17 protein-coding genes are annotated in these 18,433 nt (G+C 46.6%); 1 reads left to right on the forward strand and 16 read right to left on the reverse strand.

Features of this window, described 5'->3' with window-relative positions; genetic code table 11:
• Positions 1-219: 219 nt before the first annotated feature.
• From EC604_RS07655 to EC604_RS07680, 6 genes are all read right to left on the reverse strand, one after another.
• A complete protein-coding gene (locus EC604_RS07655) occupies positions 220-813 on the reverse strand; it encodes a DUF1349 domain-containing protein (RefSeq protein WP_192895071.1) in 594 nt (197 codons plus the stop codon).
• A 78-nt stretch (positions 814-891) separates the two neighbouring features.
• Positions 892-2,136 (reverse strand): MFS transporter, encoded by a 1,245-nt coding sequence (locus EC604_RS07660; protein ID WP_123063589.1) that lies wholly within the window; start codon positions 2,134-2,136, stop codon positions 892-894.
• A gap of 33 nt (positions 2,137-2,169) precedes the next feature.
• Positions 2,170-3,201 carry a zinc-dependent alcohol dehydrogenase gene (locus tag EC604_RS07665; protein WP_123063590.1) on the reverse strand — a complete coding sequence of 344 codons (1,032 nt, stop codon included), beginning with the start codon at positions 3,199-3,201 and terminating at the stop codon, positions 2,170-2,172.
• A gap of 44 nt (positions 3,202-3,245) precedes the next feature.
• Positions 3,246-4,532: an aminotransferase class III-fold pyridoxal phosphate-dependent enzyme gene (locus EC604_RS07670; RefSeq protein WP_123063591.1), complete on the reverse strand. Its 1,287-nt coding sequence runs from the start codon at positions 4,530-4,532 to the stop codon at positions 3,246-3,248.
• Positions 4,533-4,586: 54 nt separating this feature from the next.
• A complete protein-coding gene (locus tag EC604_RS07675) occupies positions 4,587-5,741 on the reverse strand; it encodes a glycosyltransferase family 2 protein (protein WP_161556880.1) in 1,155 nt (384 codons plus the stop codon).
• A 317-nt stretch (positions 5,742-6,058) separates the two neighbouring features.
• A complete protein-coding gene (locus tag EC604_RS07680) occupies positions 6,059-6,964 on the reverse strand; it encodes a LysR family transcriptional regulator (RefSeq protein WP_318286355.1) in 906 nt (301 codons plus the stop codon).
• A 122-nt stretch (positions 6,965-7,086) separates the two neighbouring features.
• Here EC604_RS07680 and dapA point away from each other — a divergent pair, with 122 nt between their 5' ends.
• Positions 7,087-7,956, forward strand: coding sequence for a 4-hydroxy-tetrahydrodipicolinate synthase (dapA, locus tag EC604_RS07685; protein ID WP_123063593.1), 870 nt, complete (start codon positions 7,087-7,089; stop codon positions 7,954-7,956).
• Between the two features lie 224 nt (positions 7,957-8,180).
• Here the strand turns inward: dapA and EC604_RS07690 are convergent, their stop codons facing one another.
• From EC604_RS07690 to EC604_RS07735, 10 genes are all read right to left on the reverse strand, one after another.
• Positions 8,181-8,747, reverse strand: a complete 567-nt coding sequence (locus EC604_RS07690) for a TetR/AcrR family transcriptional regulator (RefSeq protein WP_123063594.1) — start codon at positions 8,745-8,747, stop codon at positions 8,181-8,183.
• A gap of 121 nt (positions 8,748-8,868) precedes the next feature.
• Entirely contained in the window at positions 8,869-9,474 is a 606-nt protein-coding gene (locus EC604_RS07695; RefSeq protein WP_123063595.1) for a pentapeptide repeat-containing protein, read from the reverse strand.
• Positions 9,475-9,560: 86 nt separating this feature from the next.
• Positions 9,561-10,169 (reverse strand): GNAT family N-acetyltransferase, encoded by a 609-nt coding sequence (locus EC604_RS07700; RefSeq protein ID WP_123063596.1) that lies wholly within the window; start codon positions 10,167-10,169, stop codon positions 9,561-9,563.
• 57 nt (positions 10,170-10,226) lie between these two features.
• The gene (locus tag EC604_RS07705; RefSeq protein ID WP_123063597.1) at positions 10,227-10,589 is read right to left on the reverse strand and encodes an Asp23/Gls24 family envelope stress response protein; all 363 of its coding nucleotides are present in this window, start codon (positions 10,587-10,589) and stop codon (positions 10,227-10,229) included.
• A 214-nt stretch (positions 10,590-10,803) separates the two neighbouring features.
• Entirely contained in the window at positions 10,804-12,915 is a 2,112-nt protein-coding gene (locus EC604_RS07710) for an alpha/beta hydrolase family protein (RefSeq protein ID WP_123063598.1), read from the reverse strand.
• Positions 12,916-12,933: 18 nt separating this feature from the next.
• Positions 12,934-13,866 (reverse strand): ABC transporter permease, encoded by a 933-nt coding sequence (locus EC604_RS07715; protein WP_123063599.1) that lies wholly within the window; start codon positions 13,864-13,866, stop codon positions 12,934-12,936.
• Between the two features lie 15 nt (positions 13,867-13,881).
• Positions 13,882-14,799, reverse strand: coding sequence for an ABC transporter permease (locus EC604_RS07720; RefSeq protein ID WP_123063600.1), 918 nt, complete (start codon positions 14,797-14,799; stop codon positions 13,882-13,884).
• A 105-nt stretch (positions 14,800-14,904) separates the two neighbouring features.
• Positions 14,905-16,476 carry an ABC transporter substrate-binding protein gene (locus tag EC604_RS07725; protein WP_123063601.1) on the reverse strand — a complete coding sequence of 524 codons (1,572 nt, stop codon included), beginning with the start codon at positions 16,474-16,476 and terminating at the stop codon, positions 14,905-14,907.
• Entirely contained in the window at positions 16,473-17,684 is a 1,212-nt protein-coding gene (locus EC604_RS07730) for a M20 metallopeptidase family protein (protein WP_123063602.1), read from the reverse strand. The genes EC604_RS07725 and EC604_RS07730 overlap by 4 nt, the downstream gene beginning before the upstream one ends.
• A complete protein-coding gene (locus EC604_RS07735; RefSeq protein ID WP_123063603.1) occupies positions 17,681-18,433 on the reverse strand; it encodes a FadR/GntR family transcriptional regulator in 753 nt (250 codons plus the stop codon). The genes EC604_RS07730 and EC604_RS07735 overlap by 4 nt, the downstream gene beginning before the upstream one ends.

Raw genomic sequence — 18,433 nt, forward strand, 5'->3', positions numbered from 1 at the left:
GAGGTATGCGGTATGAGATACGAGATTAGAGATGCAGGAATTATATCTTCATCTCGGCCAGCGAGGATAACCGCCGTTCATGCATGGTGAATTCCAAACCGCGTGTTACCTCGTTTGGCACGATATAACAACGGATACCTGCGGCATTTGCTGACCTTTAGTCCATTGGGTGAATCTTCAAAAACAATCGCTTCATCTGCCTCCGCGCCAAGTTTCTGATCAGAAGCGTGCAGTCAAATCCGGCTGGGTCATGCTTACGGATAAAAAGTGGCAAGTGCAACCCGTGCCAGTCGGTGACTGAGCAACAACTCCAGCTCGAAGCTCTCCATCCATCGGCATGCCAAAGTATCGAATTAACTTCCATTCTTCCCCATCGGGAGAATAAAAGAAGGACAGACATCCCTCCACTTTTCGTATACGCAGGTAAGGATCTGACACAGGGACCTCTGTCGAGTTGCAATCATCGGATGATCCATCACGCGTAACGACAGATACGATCGTTGCGGCTTTACCATCATATTCAAAACACAGTTTGCACCAGTTACGTTCGTCGACCATCACCATCAAACAACCGGAATCATATTGATGCTTCATCTCTACCGTCAGCTGTGCAGTCATTTCGAAATCACCAGCCACGGGCATCGACAAGAACGGTGCGGTCGCTCGAATATGCTTGCCTGCCGGGTCTTGGAAAAAATCCGAGTCGGCTTGCGCCTCTATGATGAGTCCGCCTTGATCCGTATATGACCAGCTGTTCGGCTCATTGATCCAGCTCAGTTTCTCCCTTGCTTCCGTTGTCATTACATTCATCATTCAAACCTCCCAAGGATTGTGCTGTTAACTGTATTTTACCGTTTTATATATTCGGCAACATACAGAAAAGCCCTTCTTCTACATATTTTCGTAAGATTCAATCACTTGGGGGCGTTGCTGTGGATCATGTAAAAACAACATGATAATCATTAACAAAATATACAGTGCAAGAATAACGCCGAATAGAAGAACCGGATGATAATGATACAGCAACCCGGTCAGATACCCGGAAGGTATTGCTGTTAAGGTCATAACCGTCTGTACAGCCGAGAACATATCCGCCTTCTCATGTGTGCCCAGTCGGTTCATCAGTAATGAATCACGGTACGTTTGCAGAATGAAGTTCCCTGCAGCAAGTACAATAAGAGTAAGAAACAGCATCGCTATATTACCAGCTGGGATCAGAAGAAATAACACAGCACCCGCGGTACTGAGCACAATGGAGAAGCTAACATACTTCTCTTCCGATCTCTGCTTCAAGCGCGGAAGAATAACCAGATATAACAGCATGACGGTTACCGCTGTCACAACCGGGATAAATGAGATCACTCGATCGCCAAAGCTTAGCTGTTCCTTAAAATAGATGACCTGAAAGAAGTTCAACTGTAGAACCAGATTGGACAATACCGTAATTAAAATGATCGGAAATAACCTGCGCTTGTAGAACGACCGTCCAAACAGACGAAGACTGTTGACAAGGCTGCGAAATACATGCGTTTTGCTGTGTATGCCCATCAGTTCCTTGCCAACTTCAGTCTCTTCCGTGTAACGATTACGAATAAAAAACATCGCTGTCATCAGCAGCCCGCCCACAAAATAAATGCTTGCTAGCGTAGGCACGATACCAAAGTCCGCAATCACAGCTCCTGCAATCGGTGTAAGCACTCCCGCACCGGTAATAATCATGTTCAACATGGCGAATACCTTGGAGCGTTTGTGTTCCTCCACGTCTTCTATAATCAGACAATTGAAAGACACCGTGACAAACTTTGATGTCGCATTGAGCAGATAAGCCACGAGGAACAGCCAGAAATTTTGTGAAAATGCCCAGATCAACATCGGTACACTCCAGGCGAGTAAATCAAAGATTAGTGTCGTTCGTTTACGCCCCAGCTTGTTGGTCACTGACCCTGCGAATAGTTGAAAAATGAAGGCAAAATACAGATTCACCGAATTAATCATGCCAATCTCAATGTCAGACAAACCGGCCTCTTTCATATACAAAGGAGCATAAAACAAAACAATCGTTCCCGGAATGGCCCACACCGGCTCGAGTAAAATGGAATACCGCGGATTTCTCGGCAAATCCCGAAGCAGCTTCACTCCATATCCCTTCTTTCTCTCTGCTCTACATCATTATAGAATCAATGCGGTTTTCACCGAATTCATCGGCAGCTTCTCCCCGCTTCGGAGGTCATAACCGATGGTGCCATTGAAAGCCTGTTCATAATCCGTCAAATATTTTTTGGCGGTTACCATCTGCTCCAGCTCAGGAAGGCTTTGTGCGAATTTCAATGCCGTGCTGATCATGGAGTGTACAGCTACCGCACCAATAATACTGAGTCCATCGTTAATGACATGGGTTGATTTAAAAGTCACTTCGTAACTGTCGTCATACCCCATCGGAATAATCCGGCCGCCTTTAGCAATCATCTCTAATCCGACATGAAGCTGATTCCCTACAGCATCGACAACAATATCAAACTTTTTGTTATTGTTGATCTCGTATACTTTGTCCCGTGTTAGATCCTGTGGATAGTAGACATAATCAGCGATCCCTTCTGCGAATTGTTTGCGATAAGGATCAATCTCAGTACCCACCGTAAGTCTTGCCAGTCGTTTGCTCACCAGCTGGCACAGTGAACCAATGGCGCCTGACCCCAGCACGAGTACAGAGTCACTTGGCTTCACGCCTGCTTTCATGAATGTTTGCAACACACAACCCAAAGGTTCAATCATCATTGCCGTTTCCCAGCTCATAGAATCGGGGATCGAATAGATATATTTTTCATCTCCGACATAGTATTCGGCAAACGTTCCGTGTGTGGTCATGCCCACCTGGTAATCATCGAAATTTTCGCAGTAGACGAACAAGCCTTCACGACAATACGAGCAGTGACCGCAAGATTGAGTCGGGTCCACAAGAACCCGATCTCCTACGCGAATACCTCGTACTTCATCCCCCACCTCGACCACAGTCCCTACGCCCTCGTGACCGATAACGGTTCCTATGTTTGCCGGGACTTTACCTTTAACAATGTTCAGATCTGTTCCACAGATCCCCGATCCATAGATTTTCACTTTGACCTGATTCGGTCTTTCAATACTAGGCTCTTCAATCTCTTGCAGCTCCACCTGTTTCAAATCTTGATATACGAGTGCTTTCATGCGAACTCCTCCTGGTCATATAATGAATTTTCGTGTTATTTCCCTTACAGATTGGCATATTTCAGATGTTCAAGCTTCTGCATTTCTTTCCAGTCCGACAAGATCTGAAGCAGTGCATCCTCCACCCAAATCAATTCCTCCCGCGTATGCGTATCCGAGAAAATAAAGTAACCTTTAGTGAAAATGCCGTAATGAGCCATTTTCTTCACCATAAATTCCCGGAACGGGTCCGTCTGAAAATTCTGCTCATCCAGGGATTGAATATAAAAGCTAGCATAGGTTCCCTTTAAGGCTAATTGTTCCGTGAGACCAAGCAGCACCAGTTCGGATTCCAGTCGTTTCATGATCCGCGTAGCGGGTTCACGCCAAGTGGGCCAGACTTTGGCATTTTTAATTAGCCTTTCGCAAGCAATAGCCGCCGCAAGTGCTGTCGTCTCGCTGGAATGCGCATTGCTAAATCGCACCTGTCCTGCAAGGGACATGAGGTGCTCTGGCCCCAATACCGCCGCAAGCGGAAGTCCATTGGCCATGCCCTTGGAGATGCAGAGCAAGTCCGGCCAAATATTATACTCTCCTGCAGTCGCCTGTTTGCCCATTCGTATTCCCGAAGTAACCTCGTCGAAGATAATAATGATGTCCAAGGAGCGGCATAAATCCACTACCTTCTTTAGTTCTTCCTTATTCCACTCGTTGGGGCACAAGACTATACAGGCAATGTCCTCCATAGATGAAGTCTGTTCCCGAATGTTAGTATAGGAAGGCTTGTCCACCCAAATCGTGGAACGCTCTATATCTACCGGAATCCCTCGTTCTTTGGTCTGACTGCCGTAATAACCGTATGCAGACCAGTCATGCCACCCGTGGTAAGCTGTTGCAATGACCTTGCTTTTACCACTTCCGGCACGGGCCAGCCGCACCGCTCCACTTACCGCATCTGCACCGCTCTTGGTGAAGCGCAGAGACGGATAACGCGCCTCAAATCGCTCCAGTATTAACTCCGCACACTCCAGTTCAATATCCGCTGGGAGTGAAAATCCTGTCCCTTTTTTCAACTGATGAATGACTGTAAGCTGAATTTCTCGTCTTGCGTGCCCCCAAGGAACCGTGCCCATGGCCATCTCACAATCCAGCCATTCATTACCGTCAATATCCGTGAATCGGGAATGATATGCTTCCGCACAGCAGACCGGAGTATGTCCCGGAAATAAGCGCTCTGGAGCTTTGGCCAGTGTACTGCACCCACTCGGAATCACCTTTTTGACCTTCTCTAGCCATTCCAGATTTTGTGTAAATCTTGTGGCACGATCCAGCGTGCTTTTTTCATCGCTCACTTTGAAGTACCTCCCTATGGCTTAATAGTGTGTATGACAACCTGAATCCTTAAGTTATCGCACTTTCGTGCCCGGCCAACATCCATCATAGATACGATCCATCGTGATCACGTTACCGTAGAGGTCGATAATTAGATCCTTGGCTCTGTGGGCATGTCTCATTTCGATCCAATAGCGGTTCTCCAACAATCGGGTGAAGTTGTCCACCAGAAACAGCAACCGATTTTCGCTATGAATTAACTCCTTGCCTAATACTTGGGGTAGCCAAATGGCTCCATTCGAGTTAAAGCGGTTGGAGTAGTCTCGCACGTCGGCAAGGGGAGCGATACCTGCCTCGTCAAGCTTGCTCCAGAACGTATCCGCGTCACTGCGTACCTCGGCAAGATCGATACCAACCATTGGCAGATGCTCGTATTCGCGTTGATGATGCAATTGCTCCTTTAGATGACTGAATACGAAGGGCCATACATCGGCTTCGATCTGATTTCCCCACTTTTTCCAAAATCGTGCCAGATTGTTCTTGCGGTTAAAATTGCGGTGAATGCCGCTGCTGCGTTCCCAGTGATAGGCTTGAATGTTAGGATTAATAACCGTGTCATAACCCGCTTCTCTGGCTCGCATCTGATAATCAAAATCTTCGTATCCGTTGAAAAACTTTTCATCCAGGCCGCCAATCGTCTCATATACTTCCCGTTTCATACCAAACATCGCAAACACAACAAGCTGCACGGAGAACGTCTCCTTCGGGATATCATCTGGGGATGCGTTCAGAAAAAGATGTCGTCCAATCGAGTCCGCAAAGGCGATACCACAATGCTGCACACCGCCAGTCTGCGGATACAACAGTACGCCTCCGATCATACCGATCGTAATATCCGTGTCGAGTGTCTCCTTCATCATCGTTTGCCAATGAGGCTGTAATATCGTGTCGGAGTCCAGGAAAAAGATGTATTCTCCCTTAGCAATATTCAGGGCGCTGTTAATGGATACGGCGCAGCCAAGTGGAAAGTCATGCTGAAGAATGTCAATGGTCACACCTTCTCTGACTTCTTGTTTGAGTTTGTCCAAGTGCTGAAAGACAGCCGATCCCGAACCGTCGTTGATAAAAATAATTTGCGTTGAGGCAACAACCGTTCGAAGCAGCGAGTCTGTAAACAGATTCAAAATGTTATAGTCCTGATTGACCGGTACAATAATGGTGTAAAGCATATAATTCCTCCTCATGAAGTTAATATTGATGGAACCCGTTGGCCAAGATTATGAACATGTGCCTGATATAACTACTTGTTCTCTGTCGTCCTCCTCCACCCAAACTTTGTCTTAATTCGGTAATTATTTGGATCTAGTAGAAATTTATATCATTTTTTGAAAGTTTTAAATCTTAAATTCTGAACACTATTAATATTCGAATCTCTTTAAAAATCAAAAAAAACTCTCGATGGGCCCTCGCATCCAATGCGACAAACCGATCAAGAGTTTTTAGAAGTTGCTCTTCATTTATGAGATAAGCCTCTACTTGCTTAACTTTATGCCTTTGCAGGCAACCAATCGGATTCTTTGGCACCCAGATTCGTAATGAATTGCTGCAGTGCATGTGATATCCATTTGCGGGCATGAATTACTAACTGAATTTCCAATGTAAAATCAGTATGAACCAGAGGTAGTACCGTAAGCTTCTGTCTTTGGATCTCATCCATGGCAATCATACGAGGTAAAAGCGAGATGCCCGGACCAGCCATAATACTTCGTTTAATGGCCTCAGGACTTCCCAGCTCCAGTCCCACTTTGTAGGGAATAGCGTTGGTTCTAAGTACTTTCTCCAGCAGCTGCCTGTAATTGCACGAATCCTCCGGCATGATCCATTCTTCGTCCGCCAGATCACTCAATGTAACCTCGGATTTAGCTGTAAGTGGATGGTCTGAATTCACGATGAGCACCAGCGGTTCCTCGCGGATCGTAATCCATTGCAATCCTGATTCCGGTGAAGCATTAGCCAGAATAAGACCGACGTCTGCCTCCCCTTCTCTGACTTTTTGTAGAATCAGATCTTCCCGATCGGTCTGCAGCCGAATGCCGAGCTCGGGATATTGTTTACGTGTCGTTTGAATGGGCACCGGAAGATAATAAGATGCAAGCGAGTCCATCGTAGCAATGGTAAGTGATCCGCCGCCCTGTTTGGTCAGCTTCTCCTGAGAATGTTCAAATATCTCCAGAAGCTGTCCAGACAACTTAAATAGCTCTTCTCCAGCCGAAGTAAGCCGGATTTTATTGTTATTAAATCGCTCGAATAGTTTGACCTGATAAATTTTCTCCAGCTTTTGAATCTGGGTTGTCACACTTGACTGGGCGTAGCCAAGCTCTTCGGCCGCTTTGGTAAAGCTTTGCCTCAATGCCACCTCACGAAAGGTTTGAAAATAATTCAAATCCATCATTTATTCCCTCACATCATCGAAATTATTGATAACACCTATCATCTATTATAGCTAACTATGATACGTTTTCCCATGGTAAAGTGAATGAAACGGAATTCCAACATACATTTGGGGGTTATACGATGTTAACCGAACAACAGATTCAAGGTATTTATATACCTGTAATCACACCTTTCACCAAAGAACGCGAACTTGATCTTCCTTCGTTTCAAAACTACATCAAAGTTATGGTAAACAGTGGCATTCATGGCTTGGTGATTAATGGTACGACTGGAGAGTCACCTACCGTGACATGGGATGAAGTGGAACAGCTTGTGAAGGCCGCGAAGGAAACACTGAGCAGCATCAACTCCTCCGTACCCATTATGGTTGGAACCGGAACGAATGATACCGCTTCAACGGTGGCGAGAACCAAGAAAGCTGCCGCACTCGGAGCCGATGCTGTTCTTGTCGTTACGCCATACTATAACAGACCAACGGAAGAGGGCATTTACGAGCACTTCCGCATGGCTGCCAGCGTGGGCATCCCCGTGATGGTGTACGAAATCCCAGCCCGTACAGGGGTTAGAGTTTCTATAGATATGATGAAAAAAATTATGAATATCGATGGAGTTATCGGTCTTAAGGATAGCACAAATAACCTCGACCTCATGACCGAGCTGGTACGTTGCGGCTCGAAGCCCATTTTGTGTGGAGATGATACCTTCTTCTTTGATATGTTAACGAGAGGTGCAGCCGGCGGCATGATGGCATCGGCCAGTATTAATCCAGAGCGGTTTCTGGAAGTGTATAACCGTTTTGTGGCTGGTGAAAAAGAAGATGCCTACCGTCTCTATACGCAGTTGCTTCCGTTCATTAAAAATCTCTTCGAAGAGCCTGCGCCTGCCATGCTGAAACATCTGCTTGCACAGCAAGGCATTATCGCTTCTGCACAGCTGCGTCTGCCTCTCATGCCAGCATCTGAGCAGTTAAAAGCAAAGATTGCACTGTAAATTAAACACGTAGAACATAGTTAAGCGCAATGGATCGGTGCATTCCACCGGTGTTAAAAATAAATGTTGCTACTTATTAAGTAGGTGTGTCTGCATTTGTGCTGCTCTATGTGGAAATAAAACAAGCCGCAGAATAATCTGCGGCTTGTTTTGTGCCTTTTATTTACTCAAACTACGCAACAACGTATTCCAGGTTTTGTCGAAGTTCATTCCGATTGATCCGCTCATTTCGCAACAAACCCGTGATAGAACGTGTCCACGACGAGCGCAGGTGCAGCATTTCTGGCGATATTGCCACGGATCACTTGCTGCCACGTCAAGAAGAGGATCGAATACAGAACCTCTACAATCCACGTTTTGTCCACATCCGAACGAAAAAACCCTTTCTCTTGAAGGACACCAATGGCATGAAGCACCGGTTGTCTCAGTTTCTGATCGGCCCCTTCGATCTCGGCATTATAGTTGACGGTTGCATCGTGAGCCAGAAAATAAATTTTATCCCCGAGTGGAATTAGCGCCTCAATCAGCTCTGGGAAATACTTTTCAGCCTGCTCCTCGTCCAGCTTGACGTGCTGTAACGTCTCGTTAACAACATCAATTGCACGCATCGCCAAGTGAATCATCAGTTGCTCACGGCTCTCCACATATCGATGTAATGTGGCAATTCCGATGTTTGCAGCTTCAGCAATGTCATTCATCGACGCATTGGGCTTCTCTATAAGTAATTTTGTGGCTTCATCCAGAATGGCAAGCATTCGATTTTGCTTAAATGTTAACTTCTCATTTTTCATCACAAACGGCACCTCGGAACGAATAGACTATTACTTTTTATTTTGGTCATAGGTACATGACTTTGGTTCTTTTTCTGAATTAATCAAAAGTGATGATGGAAATTTGCAATTAGAGGTCAAGCTAATCCACTTTCGCACCATAGGAACGCGCAATGAGAACGGCCTGTTCGCGGTCCATGCGCACCCCTTTCAGATCTAGAGATTTCAGATCAATGCCATCCAAAATGGCCCCCCGCAAATCCGCACCCTGTAGCTTCACCTTACTCATGGATACTCTCGTGAGGTCACAATCACGCAAATCCGCTTTGCTTAAATCGGATTCAGCTAGATCCGCTTCAAAAAAACGAATACCCCGCAAATCCTGTTTTCCAAGTCGCGTATGTCTCAGATTGGTATAAGACCAATCTCCTTTGACAAGTGTAATGCCGTCCATCTGGGCACCGGAAAAATCCGATCCCGTCATCTTGCAAGCTGTAAATTTGGAAGCAAACAGGTTGGCACCCCCAAACAGGCAATTCTCAAACGCAGACTCCGTATGTATGGAACCATTCATGGATGCCCCTTTGAAATCACACTCAATGAAACGGCAATGACTTGTTTCAACTTCTTCCATGGAGGCATTCATGAACGTGCAATGTTTGAACACACAGCTAACTAGCTCGCCGTAACGCAAATCTCGTCCCTCAAAGTGAACGCCCTCATATTCCTGATCCTTATATTGATACATGGATTACACCTCATTTGGTATCGTGTTAACGTCGTAGTCATATTAAATAACAACTCATTCTACTATACCATATGAGATCACTTCATTCAGATAAGTGCTTTTGACATTCGATACATGGAAACAGCAGGTTTATTAATCACGCCCACTATGTTGTACCCCAGACGTTCATAAAGCTTGATCGCGCCTGCATTCTCCTGTTTGACGGTTAAGGATGACTTTGCGAAACCTTGCAAAACTCCCTGTTTCTCCGCATGCCGGATCAGTTCTGTTCCGATCCCAAGCCCTCTGCTTTCGGGTAAAGCGGCTATAGTGCCGATGTGAAATTCATCCTTCTCTCCTTCTTTTAGCGTGACCATCGTATAAAACTCTTTCCAGTTACGCAGATTGTATCCGATCAGCTTCCATTTGTGTATATCAAACAGCTGTGAGAACGTCGGCCATGCCAGCTTATTCATCAGTGTCGTTGGATAACAGATCAACATGCCTAGTGTTTTCCCCTCCCGAACCGCTTCATAAGCGTACTCGTGACTAAACCGATTATTTCGAGCCTTCCATAGCTTCTGAAAGGTGTTATTGATAACTGCGGGCTCTCTGGAACCTGCCAGCGAATATTTCATGTAATCAAGCGCCATTTCCGTTAGTTTTCCTCCGACGGCGGTTTGCGGGTTTGCTTTTTGAATAGATATTTGGCTCATGGTGATCACTCCTCATGTGTTGTTATGGTCGCTTGTTCGAATCTTTAGTTCTATACGTTATGCTTTAGCGTAATTCGGTTCGGATGTAATGCCGTCTACAAAAACGTTCACCGCTTGAATGGATACCCCAGTAAGATGTTCAACCTGGTCAATGACCTTTTGCTGCAACTCTCTGCAAACCTCGTGTACTTTATTGCCGTAATGAACAATAATTTTCACGTTAATCTCCACGCTATTGTCTACTCTGCGAATGACAATGCCGTTCTGCTGGCTACGGCCACTCCATATTTTGCTGATACTTTCAACCAATCCAGCCGACATGGAAGAAATTTCACGGGTAGCCCCTGTTATTTTACCGACCATTTTGGAGATGACTTCATCGGATATTTGAATCTGACCTAACGTTTGTTGAATCATCATATGAATCGCCTCCGTTTTTTTTGATAGATAATACTATCATTTAATTAAAATATATATCATACAAGAGTCGAATTCAACTATTTCTGTATAAAACACAAAAAAACCGCATCCATTGCGGTTTTTTTGGCATGTCTATATTAGACTTTCATTCTATACAAAAGGTTTTCATGAAAGGCTAACCCTAAACCCCTAAGTTCATTCGCCATCTGATGAGTTACAAGTACTCGTTAAACCACGCATTGACCTGTTCGAAACTATCGACTCGAAGAGAAGGTTTGCCACTTTTGAGCAGTGAATGGTTGGAACCCGGGTAGCGGATCAGCTTGGTTGTTTTTCCATATCGCTTCAACGTCGTATACAATTCCTCCGCCTGAGCTATCGGCGTTCGGTAATCCTGTTCCCCGTGCATGATAAGCAACGGAGTCTCGATGTTGTGCGCATGAGCAAGCGGCGATCGAGACCAAAGATATGCAGCATTCTCCGCGGGATTCCCCCCAATCACACCCTCCACGTAAGAAATCCCGATATCACTTGTGCCATACATGGATAACCAGTTGGAGATACAGCGTTGTGTCACAGCTGCTTTGAATCGGTTCGAGTGAGCGACAATCCAGTTGGTCATGACCCCGCCATAACTACCGCCGGCAACACCTAATCGAGATACATCCAGTATTGTATTCGTCGCCAGTGCATGATCGACAGCTTCCATCAAATCCCGATAATCTCCGCCAGCGAAGTCTCCACGACAAGCTCTGGCAAACTCCTGTCCATAACCTATGCTGCCTCGAGGATTAACCCATAATACAGCATACCCTTCTGCGAGAAGTGTCTGCATCTCATGACTGAATGTTCCGGTATACATCGCGTGAGGTCCACCATGAATCTGTAAAATCAAAGGCAACTTACGATCAGATTGCAGTTCATCTTCAATCTGAATTCCGGACGATGGCGCCTTTGCCCCCCTAATTTCAGCTGAATTCGCATCTTTCGTTAAAGCAGGTATGGCTAGCCAGCCTTGAATCCGCAAACCGTCCGATGAGGTGAATTCCACTCTTGCCGGTACGTTAACCATCCGTTGCGCCATAAATTCATCATTACGATGAGTGAGTCTAGCCATTTTACCGCTTCTCATGCCCACGGTGTACAGCTCTCCTGGATGCTTATCCGTGAGTGCAGCTACAACCAAAGTCTCTTCATCCGCAGAGATCGTATACTGATAAACGTCTATTTCTCCTGCATTTGTGATCATTTCGCAGTTTCCATCGGACTGAATTCGGTATACATCAACATTTCCGTGATGTGTACCTAGTACATATACTCCCGGTTGAGAAGATGAACGACTAATGAGTGGTGAAGGCGAAGCACTTGCTGACTTCATGTCTCCCAATGCAGCATTGCCGATGTGCATATCTAGCTCAGGTGCGAATAGCCTGGGTATCCCCCGTTTCACGGGAAGTGTAAACAGTTGATGATGACTTCCACTTCCATATTTACGATCACTTGCAATCAGAATCAGTTGTTTTCCATCGGCTGTAAAAGAAAATTGGGCGATCTGGAGACTGGAGTCCGTAACCTTGAAAGGTTCTTCAACTTCTCCTGAGCCCGCTTCAACGCTTACCATATACACGTCCGTATAATGAAGCAGATCCGGATCTGATCCCGCTTCTTGTACCTGTTTGGAAATAAAGGCAAGATTCAGGCTGTCCGGTGACCAGACGGGGCTAGTGATGCTCCATAACCCGGACGTCATCTGTTTGATAAGTCCACTCTTGATCTCGTAAAGAAACAAATGGCTGTACTGACCATCCCACCAACCCGATCCTTCGGCTTTCGGCGTAGTGCGCTCGTAAACTTTTCCGCGCAATACTCCTTCTGGTTGCCGCGCTGATTCATCTTTAGCCCCTTCCGCCGATTTATCGGTCGGTGATTGAGCTGAACTCATCTGAACTTTACTTGTAAACGCAATATACTTCCCGTCGGGAGACCAGACGTAATTCATGATTTTACGTTCAGGAGATATGAGCATGGACGGTTCTGTACCTTCCGTATGAACAGACCAAAGTCCTTTTCCAGCCTGAGTAGATCGAATAAACGTCAACTTACTGCCGTCTGGTGACCATGCTGGAGAGGAATCTTTCGTTCCATCCGTCAACGCCACATCTTCTGTCCCATCCAGCGAAATTCCCCGAATTTGTGTATTATATTCGTTCTTCGCCCGATCTATCGTCTGTTCAACGTAGGCTACTTGTCCATTTGCACTGATCACCGGCTGACTGATCCAGCGGTAGTGACAGAGATCCTCCGGCGTAATCTGGCTTTTTTTCATATCCATAACTCCCTTCCGTTATGATTTCTGAGCTGACTCTGTGCGAGGATCAAGCACATCCCGCAACCAATCGCCGAGGAAAATAACACCCAGCACAGTAAACGTAATGGCTAGTCCCGGGAACGTCGCAACCCACCAGCTCGTGGCTACATACTGTCGTCCGTCACTTAACATGCCGCCCCACGATACATCCGGTGGTTTTATTCCAAGTCCAAGGAAACTCAGCGACGCTTCCATGATGATCGTTGTGCCTACATTCATACCGCAGATGACAATAAACGATGACAATATGTTAGGCAAAATATGTTTGATAATCAGCCGTCCATTTTTGGCACCAATCGATCTGGCAGCAAATACAAAATCCCGCTCTTTCATACTAAGCACTTCACTACGAACTACACGGGTGAAAGGCACCCAATTGGTTACACCGATAACAAAGATCAATGTGGTCATACCTGGACCCACAATTGCCATCACCACTAGCATGAACAGGATCGTTGGTATCGCCATGAAAGCATCGCCCACACGCATAATAATGGCATCCAGCCACTTTCCATAGAATCCGGATATCAGACCCAGAACAGCTCCGATCAAACCGGAAACAATGACTGCACCCATACCTACAATTAAAGACACCCGTGCACCATAGACAATACGGCTCCACATATCTCTGCCCAGATTGTCGGTTCCCAGCCAGTATTCGGCCGTTCCCCCTTCAAGCCATGCAGGTGGTTTAAGACGATTCAACGGATTGACCGCTGACGGGTCATGACTCGTTAGCAGAGGTGCGGCTATTGCAATCAGGACAACAACCAATACAAGCACTGCACCGATGAATCCGGTCTTGCTGATGATTAGCTGTTGCCAGATGGATTGAATTCCGGCAATCGTACGCGAACTGTTATTGTCCGGTTCGGGAACCAGAACGTTTTTTTCATCGTTGTCTCTCATAGATCGCACCTCCTTCTAGTCATATTTGATACGTGGATCCAGCAGTCTGTAAGACACGTCCGTGAGAATATTAACAACCACTACAATGAATGCAATTACAAACACGGCTGCTTGCACAATCGCCATATCATGTGTATTTACGGCCACAACTAGCAGTTGACCCAAGCCTGGCCAGGAAAATACGGTTTCTGTAATCAAAGTACCTCCAATCAGACTGGTAAACTGTAGACTCATAATAGTCACAACCGGAATTAAACCGTTACGGAACGCGTGCTTCGCGATCACTGTCATTCGTCCCAGTCCTTTACTGCGTGCCGTGCGAATGTAATCTTGATTCAGAATCTCCAGCATGCTGGATCGGATTAGCCGTGTCATCTGTGCAGCAAGTCCCACGCCCAAAGTAAAAGCGGGTAGAATCAGATGGGATACACCTCCGCGACCCGAAACCGGCAAAACGCCCAGCACAACGGAGAATAGCAGAATCAGCATAATGCCCATCCAGAAGTTTGGCATCGCCTTGCCAATCACCGAAATACCTGAAATGAGAAGATCGGTAAATGTATTTCTTTTCACTGCCGAGATCACTCCCAGCGGGACAGCCATCAATACTGCAAATAACATGGCAGCCGCGGCAAGTTCAAAGCTTGCAGGCAATCGCTCTAACACAAGCTCAAGTGCAGGCTGCCCGTAACGGAAGGATTGACCGAAATCTCCCTGAATGGCATTGCCGAGAAACTTCATATACTGCGTGTATAAAGGCTGATCGAGGCCCAGTGCCTGCGTCAACACAGCCCTGTCCTCAGCTGTAGCGGTCTCAGGTAACATCAGAGCCACAGGATCACCTGTGACCCGAACCAGAATAAAAACAATTAATGAGACAATAAACAGCACCGGAATGACCTGCAGTAAAGATTTGAATACGTATTTTCCCACTCCCGGCTCACCTCCTCTTTCCAAAAAAGAACGGCAGGAACTTGTTCATCCAGTCCCTGCCGTTCACGACTTACTGATGCAATGACAGGTGGTATGAGCCTGATTTTACTTTGCAGCAGGTGTAATCTCGTCCGCATAGAACATCTCATCACTGCGCGGTGCAAAGTTCACTTTGTCATTGGTTCCATACACGCCTTCCATCTGATACAAATATACGGCCGGGCGCTCTTCTGCAAAAATCTGTTGCACTTGCTGATATTCTTTCTCACGAGACTCAGGATTCATGTTTACAAGTGCAGATTGCAGCAACTTCTCCACTTCCGGATTGTTGTAGTCCGATTCCCCTTTGGCTTCTTCCAGCATATAACGGTTATAGTTGTTGGAAGCGTCAAACAGGGAGTTCCCGATACCGATCATGAAAATTTCTTTAAACGATTTGGAGCTATAGCGCTCGCTGAATGCACTCGGCTCAAGTACGTCCAGATTGATTTTGAATCCGGCCTGATCCAGCATGGCTGCAACAACTTCAGCTTGTTCCTTGTACTGAGAAGAAACGGAGATGGTCATCTCAGCTGTGCCTTCAGCGTAGCCTGCCTCTTTCAGCAGCTGCTTTGCTTTTTCCAAATCATACAATGATGTTTTATACAGTGACGGGTCAGCCCCAAAGTTTCCAGGTGTTACGGATGTACGTGTAACGATTCCTGCTCCCCCGGCAATGCTGTCTACAATCCCTTGTTTGTCAATCGCCAGATCAATGGCTTCACGCACTTTTGGATCAGCTGTAATGCTGCCTTCCGTTTGACGGAAGATCAGTTGGAGAACACGCTGAATAGGTGCTTTCACAATTTTTTTGTCTGCTTCGCCTTCAATACGCGCAATATCTGTTGATGGGATGGATGACGCAACGTCAACTCCGCCGGCTAGCAATTCGGAGACACGCGTGGAAGCTTCTGGGATCACTCGGAACACCACTTCATTCCACTTCGGCTCACCGCCGAAATAGTTTTCATTTTTCACAAGCTCAATCCGGTCGTCTTTGGTCCATTTGCTGAACTTGTATGCGCCAGTACCCACCGGCTCTTTCAGGAACGTGTCCATGCCCTTGTCAGCGATATATTTGGAAGGCAGGATGCCAGCGCCCATTTTGGACAAACGATTGAGCAGCAACGGATCCGGTCCGTCCGTAATGATATCTACCGTATGCTCATCTACTGCTTTGACTTCAACAATGTTTTTGAAATAGCTATTTTGCTTCAGCGTATTATCTTTCGCGACTCTCTCCAGGGTGTACTTCACATCAGCGGACGTGAACGGGTCGCCATTGTGGAACGTTACTCCTTCACGCAGCTTGAATCTCCACGTTGTATCGTTCACTTGCTCCCATGAAGTTGCGAGCGCAGGAACTTTTTTCTGCTCACTGTCGTTTTTAATCAAATAATCAAATACGTTTACAAGTACAGCCTCACTCGCGGTATTGTTATTGTTGTGTGGATCAAAGCTTTCAATATCCGTTGCCGCCGCAATCGTTAACGTGCTACTGGCAGCTGCACTTTCGCTACCGTTTCCTTCAGAGGTTGCATTGTTCGTCGTACCTTTACTGCCTCCGCCACAAGCACTTAACACCATCACGATTGCCAGCAAAGTCATCCACAAACCTGTCCATTGTCTCTTTTTCATTGTGTTTCTTCCCCCTTGGAAGTTGTATTCCTTGCCAAAAATTCAAGTGCAATTGCTGACAACAGGCCGACGCCATAAGGCATGACCGTTTCGTCAAGATCAAATCTCGGATGATGAAGCGGATATCGTGTACGCTCCTCTTCATTTCCCGATCCTAACCGGAAAAACACACCAGGCACATGTTCGCAATAAAAAGCAAAGTCTTCCCCGCCTGTCGACGGTTTGATGTAACTCCATCCCTTCTGCGCATTCACCTCTTCACAGACATCTGTGAGCAGATCAACCATGCCAAGGTCATTTACAACGACCGGATAACCGTCACCGTAGGTGACTTCACATTCCGCTCCGAATGAACCGCAGACACCGTTAACGACTTGCTTGATCAGAGATGGCATCCGTTCACGCACTGCAGGAGATAATGTGCGGACCGTGCCAATCATCTCGACTTCGGGTGCTATAGCGGTACCCATATAACCTCCGGTGATTTTACCAATCGTGACCACTACAGGTTCAAGCGGGTCAACCATACGGCTGGCGATATTCTGTAGCGCAGTAATCACCTGAGCGGATACGGCAATCGCATCAATGCCTTCATGCGGACGAGCCGCGTGACCTCCCTGACCAACAATCTTGATGACAAGCGGATCAGCCGAAGCAAAAGCAACTCCCTGGCTCACACCCACTGTCCCCGTATCTTGACCGGGCGTCATATGCAAGCCAGCAATGGCATCTACCTTTGGATTCTCCAGCACTCCGTCCTGAATCATGGACCTTGCACCAGCAAGTCCTTCTTCCGCGGGTTGAAAGATGAACTTAATGTTGCCGGACTTGGGTCTGCCAAGCCCTGTGAGCAGTTCAGCAGCCCCCATCAGAATGGATGTATGTGCATCATGACCACAGAGATGCGCCTTGCCTTTCACCGTCGAGCGATACTCCACTGATTTTTGATCCTCAATCGGCAAAGCGTCCATATCCGCTCGAAGTGCAAAGGTAGGACCATCTGTTTCTCCGCGTAGCAGGCCGGTTACACCGGTCTTCCCAACATGACGAGTAACCTCTAGTCCAAGGCTCTCCAGATGCTCGGCTACAATGGCAGAGGTGCGATGCTCCTCATAACCAATCTCCGGATGGCGATGTAAGTCTCTGCGCCAGGCACTCATCTTCTCTTGCAGCGGCTGAGCCAGCTGTATTAGTTCAGATTGTTTCATTGGATCTCATTCCTTTCATGTTCCTCGGATTCCGACACCAAGCGGGCATAGATGGCATCAGCCGAGAATTCGATGTGCCTTTTCATCGTATCTCGTGACCTCACGCTGTCTCTTGACTTCAGTGCTTCAAGAATCTCCATATGTACTCCGTAGTTTACGGAACGAATTCGGTCATCGTAAGGCATCAGATCGAGCGCCGGGTTAATCTTCGTTCGAATTTGTCTGACGGCTGTTTCACAGTATGGATTTCGTGATGCTTTGGCTATGGTCAGATGGAATTTCACATCCAGTGCCCTGAACCATTCCCGTGTACAATCCGGCTCGATACTTTGCTCCATATAGTTATAAAGCTGTTCCAGTTCGCCTGCGGTGATCCGCTCAGCAGCCAGAAAAGCCGCCTCGGGCTCAATAATTGTCCGGTATTCAAACACCTTGAGCATCTGAGCCCAGCCTCGTTTGATCTCTTCTCTCGTCCGTTTATGCGAATTGGTCGTAAGAGGCAGGACAAAAGTTCCACCTTTGGCTCCAACTCTTTTTTCAATCAGTCCTTTATCTTCCAGTGCGGAGAGCGCTTCACGAACCGTAATGCGGCTTACATCGAACATCTCGGCTAAATCCCGTTCAGCGGGAAGCTGCTCCTCACTCATCAACTCTTTTAAAATAATGGCTTCTTCCAGCTGTTCCCGAATAAATTCACTAACCTTTTTAGTCGATACTTTTTCGAAATGAAAGGAGAATGGATTAGACAT

The sequence above is a fragment of the Paenibacillus amylolyticus genome (assembly GCF_003719335.1).
Taxonomy (GTDB): domain Bacteria; phylum Bacillota; class Bacilli; order Paenibacillales; family Paenibacillaceae; genus Paenibacillus; species Paenibacillus amylolyticus_D.

Bases quoted from the DNA above. Each gene is read 5' to 3' on its own strand.
- EC604_RS07710 (WP_123063598.1), bottom strand. From the start codon at position 12,915: ATGAAAAAAAGCCAGATTACGCCGGAGGATCTCTGTCACTACCGCTGG.
- EC604_RS07705 (WP_123063597.1), bottom strand. From the start codon at position 10,589: ATGATGATTCAACAAACGTTAGGTCAGATTCAAATATCCGATGAAGTC.
- EC604_RS07725 (WP_123063601.1), bottom strand. From the start codon at position 16,476: ATGAAAAAGAGACAATGGACAGGTTTGTGGATGACTTTGCTGGCAATC.
- EC604_RS07675 (WP_161556880.1), bottom strand. From the start codon at position 5,741: ATGCTTTACACCATTATTGTACCGGTCAATCAGGACTATAACATTTTG.
- EC604_RS07695 (WP_123063595.1), bottom strand. From the start codon at position 9,474: ATGTATCAATATAAGGATCAGGAATATGAGGGCGTTCACTTTGAGGGA.
- EC604_RS07655 (WP_192895071.1), bottom strand. From the start codon at position 813: ATGATGAATGTAATGACAACGGAAGCAAGGGAGAAACTGAGCTGGATC.
- EC604_RS07690 (WP_123063594.1), bottom strand. From the start codon at position 8,747: ATGAAAAATGAGAAGTTAACATTTAAGCAAAATCGAATGCTTGCCATT.
- EC604_RS07735 (WP_123063603.1), bottom strand. From the start codon at position 18,433: ATGTCTAATCCATTCTCCTTTCATTTCGAAAAAGTATCGACTAAAAAG.
- dapA (WP_123063593.1), top strand. From the start codon at position 7,087: ATGTTAACCGAACAACAGATTCAAGGTATTTATATACCTGTAATCACA.
- EC604_RS07715 (WP_123063599.1), bottom strand. From the start codon at position 13,866: ATGAGAGACAACGATGAAAAAAACGTTCTGGTTCCCGAACCGGACAAT.
- EC604_RS07700 (WP_123063596.1), bottom strand. From the start codon at position 10,169: ATGAGCCAAATATCTATTCAAAAAGCAAACCCGCAAACCGCCGTCGGA.
- EC604_RS07665 (WP_123063590.1), bottom strand. From the start codon at position 3,201: ATGAAAGCACTCGTATATCAAGATTTGAAACAGGTGGAGCTGCAAGAG.
- EC604_RS07730 (WP_123063602.1), bottom strand. From the start codon at position 17,684: ATGAAACAATCTGAACTAATACAGCTGGCTCAGCCGCTGCAAGAGAAG.
- EC604_RS07680 (WP_318286355.1), bottom strand. From the start codon at position 6,964: ATGATGGATTTGAATTATTTTCAAACCTTTCGTGAGGTGGCATTGAGG.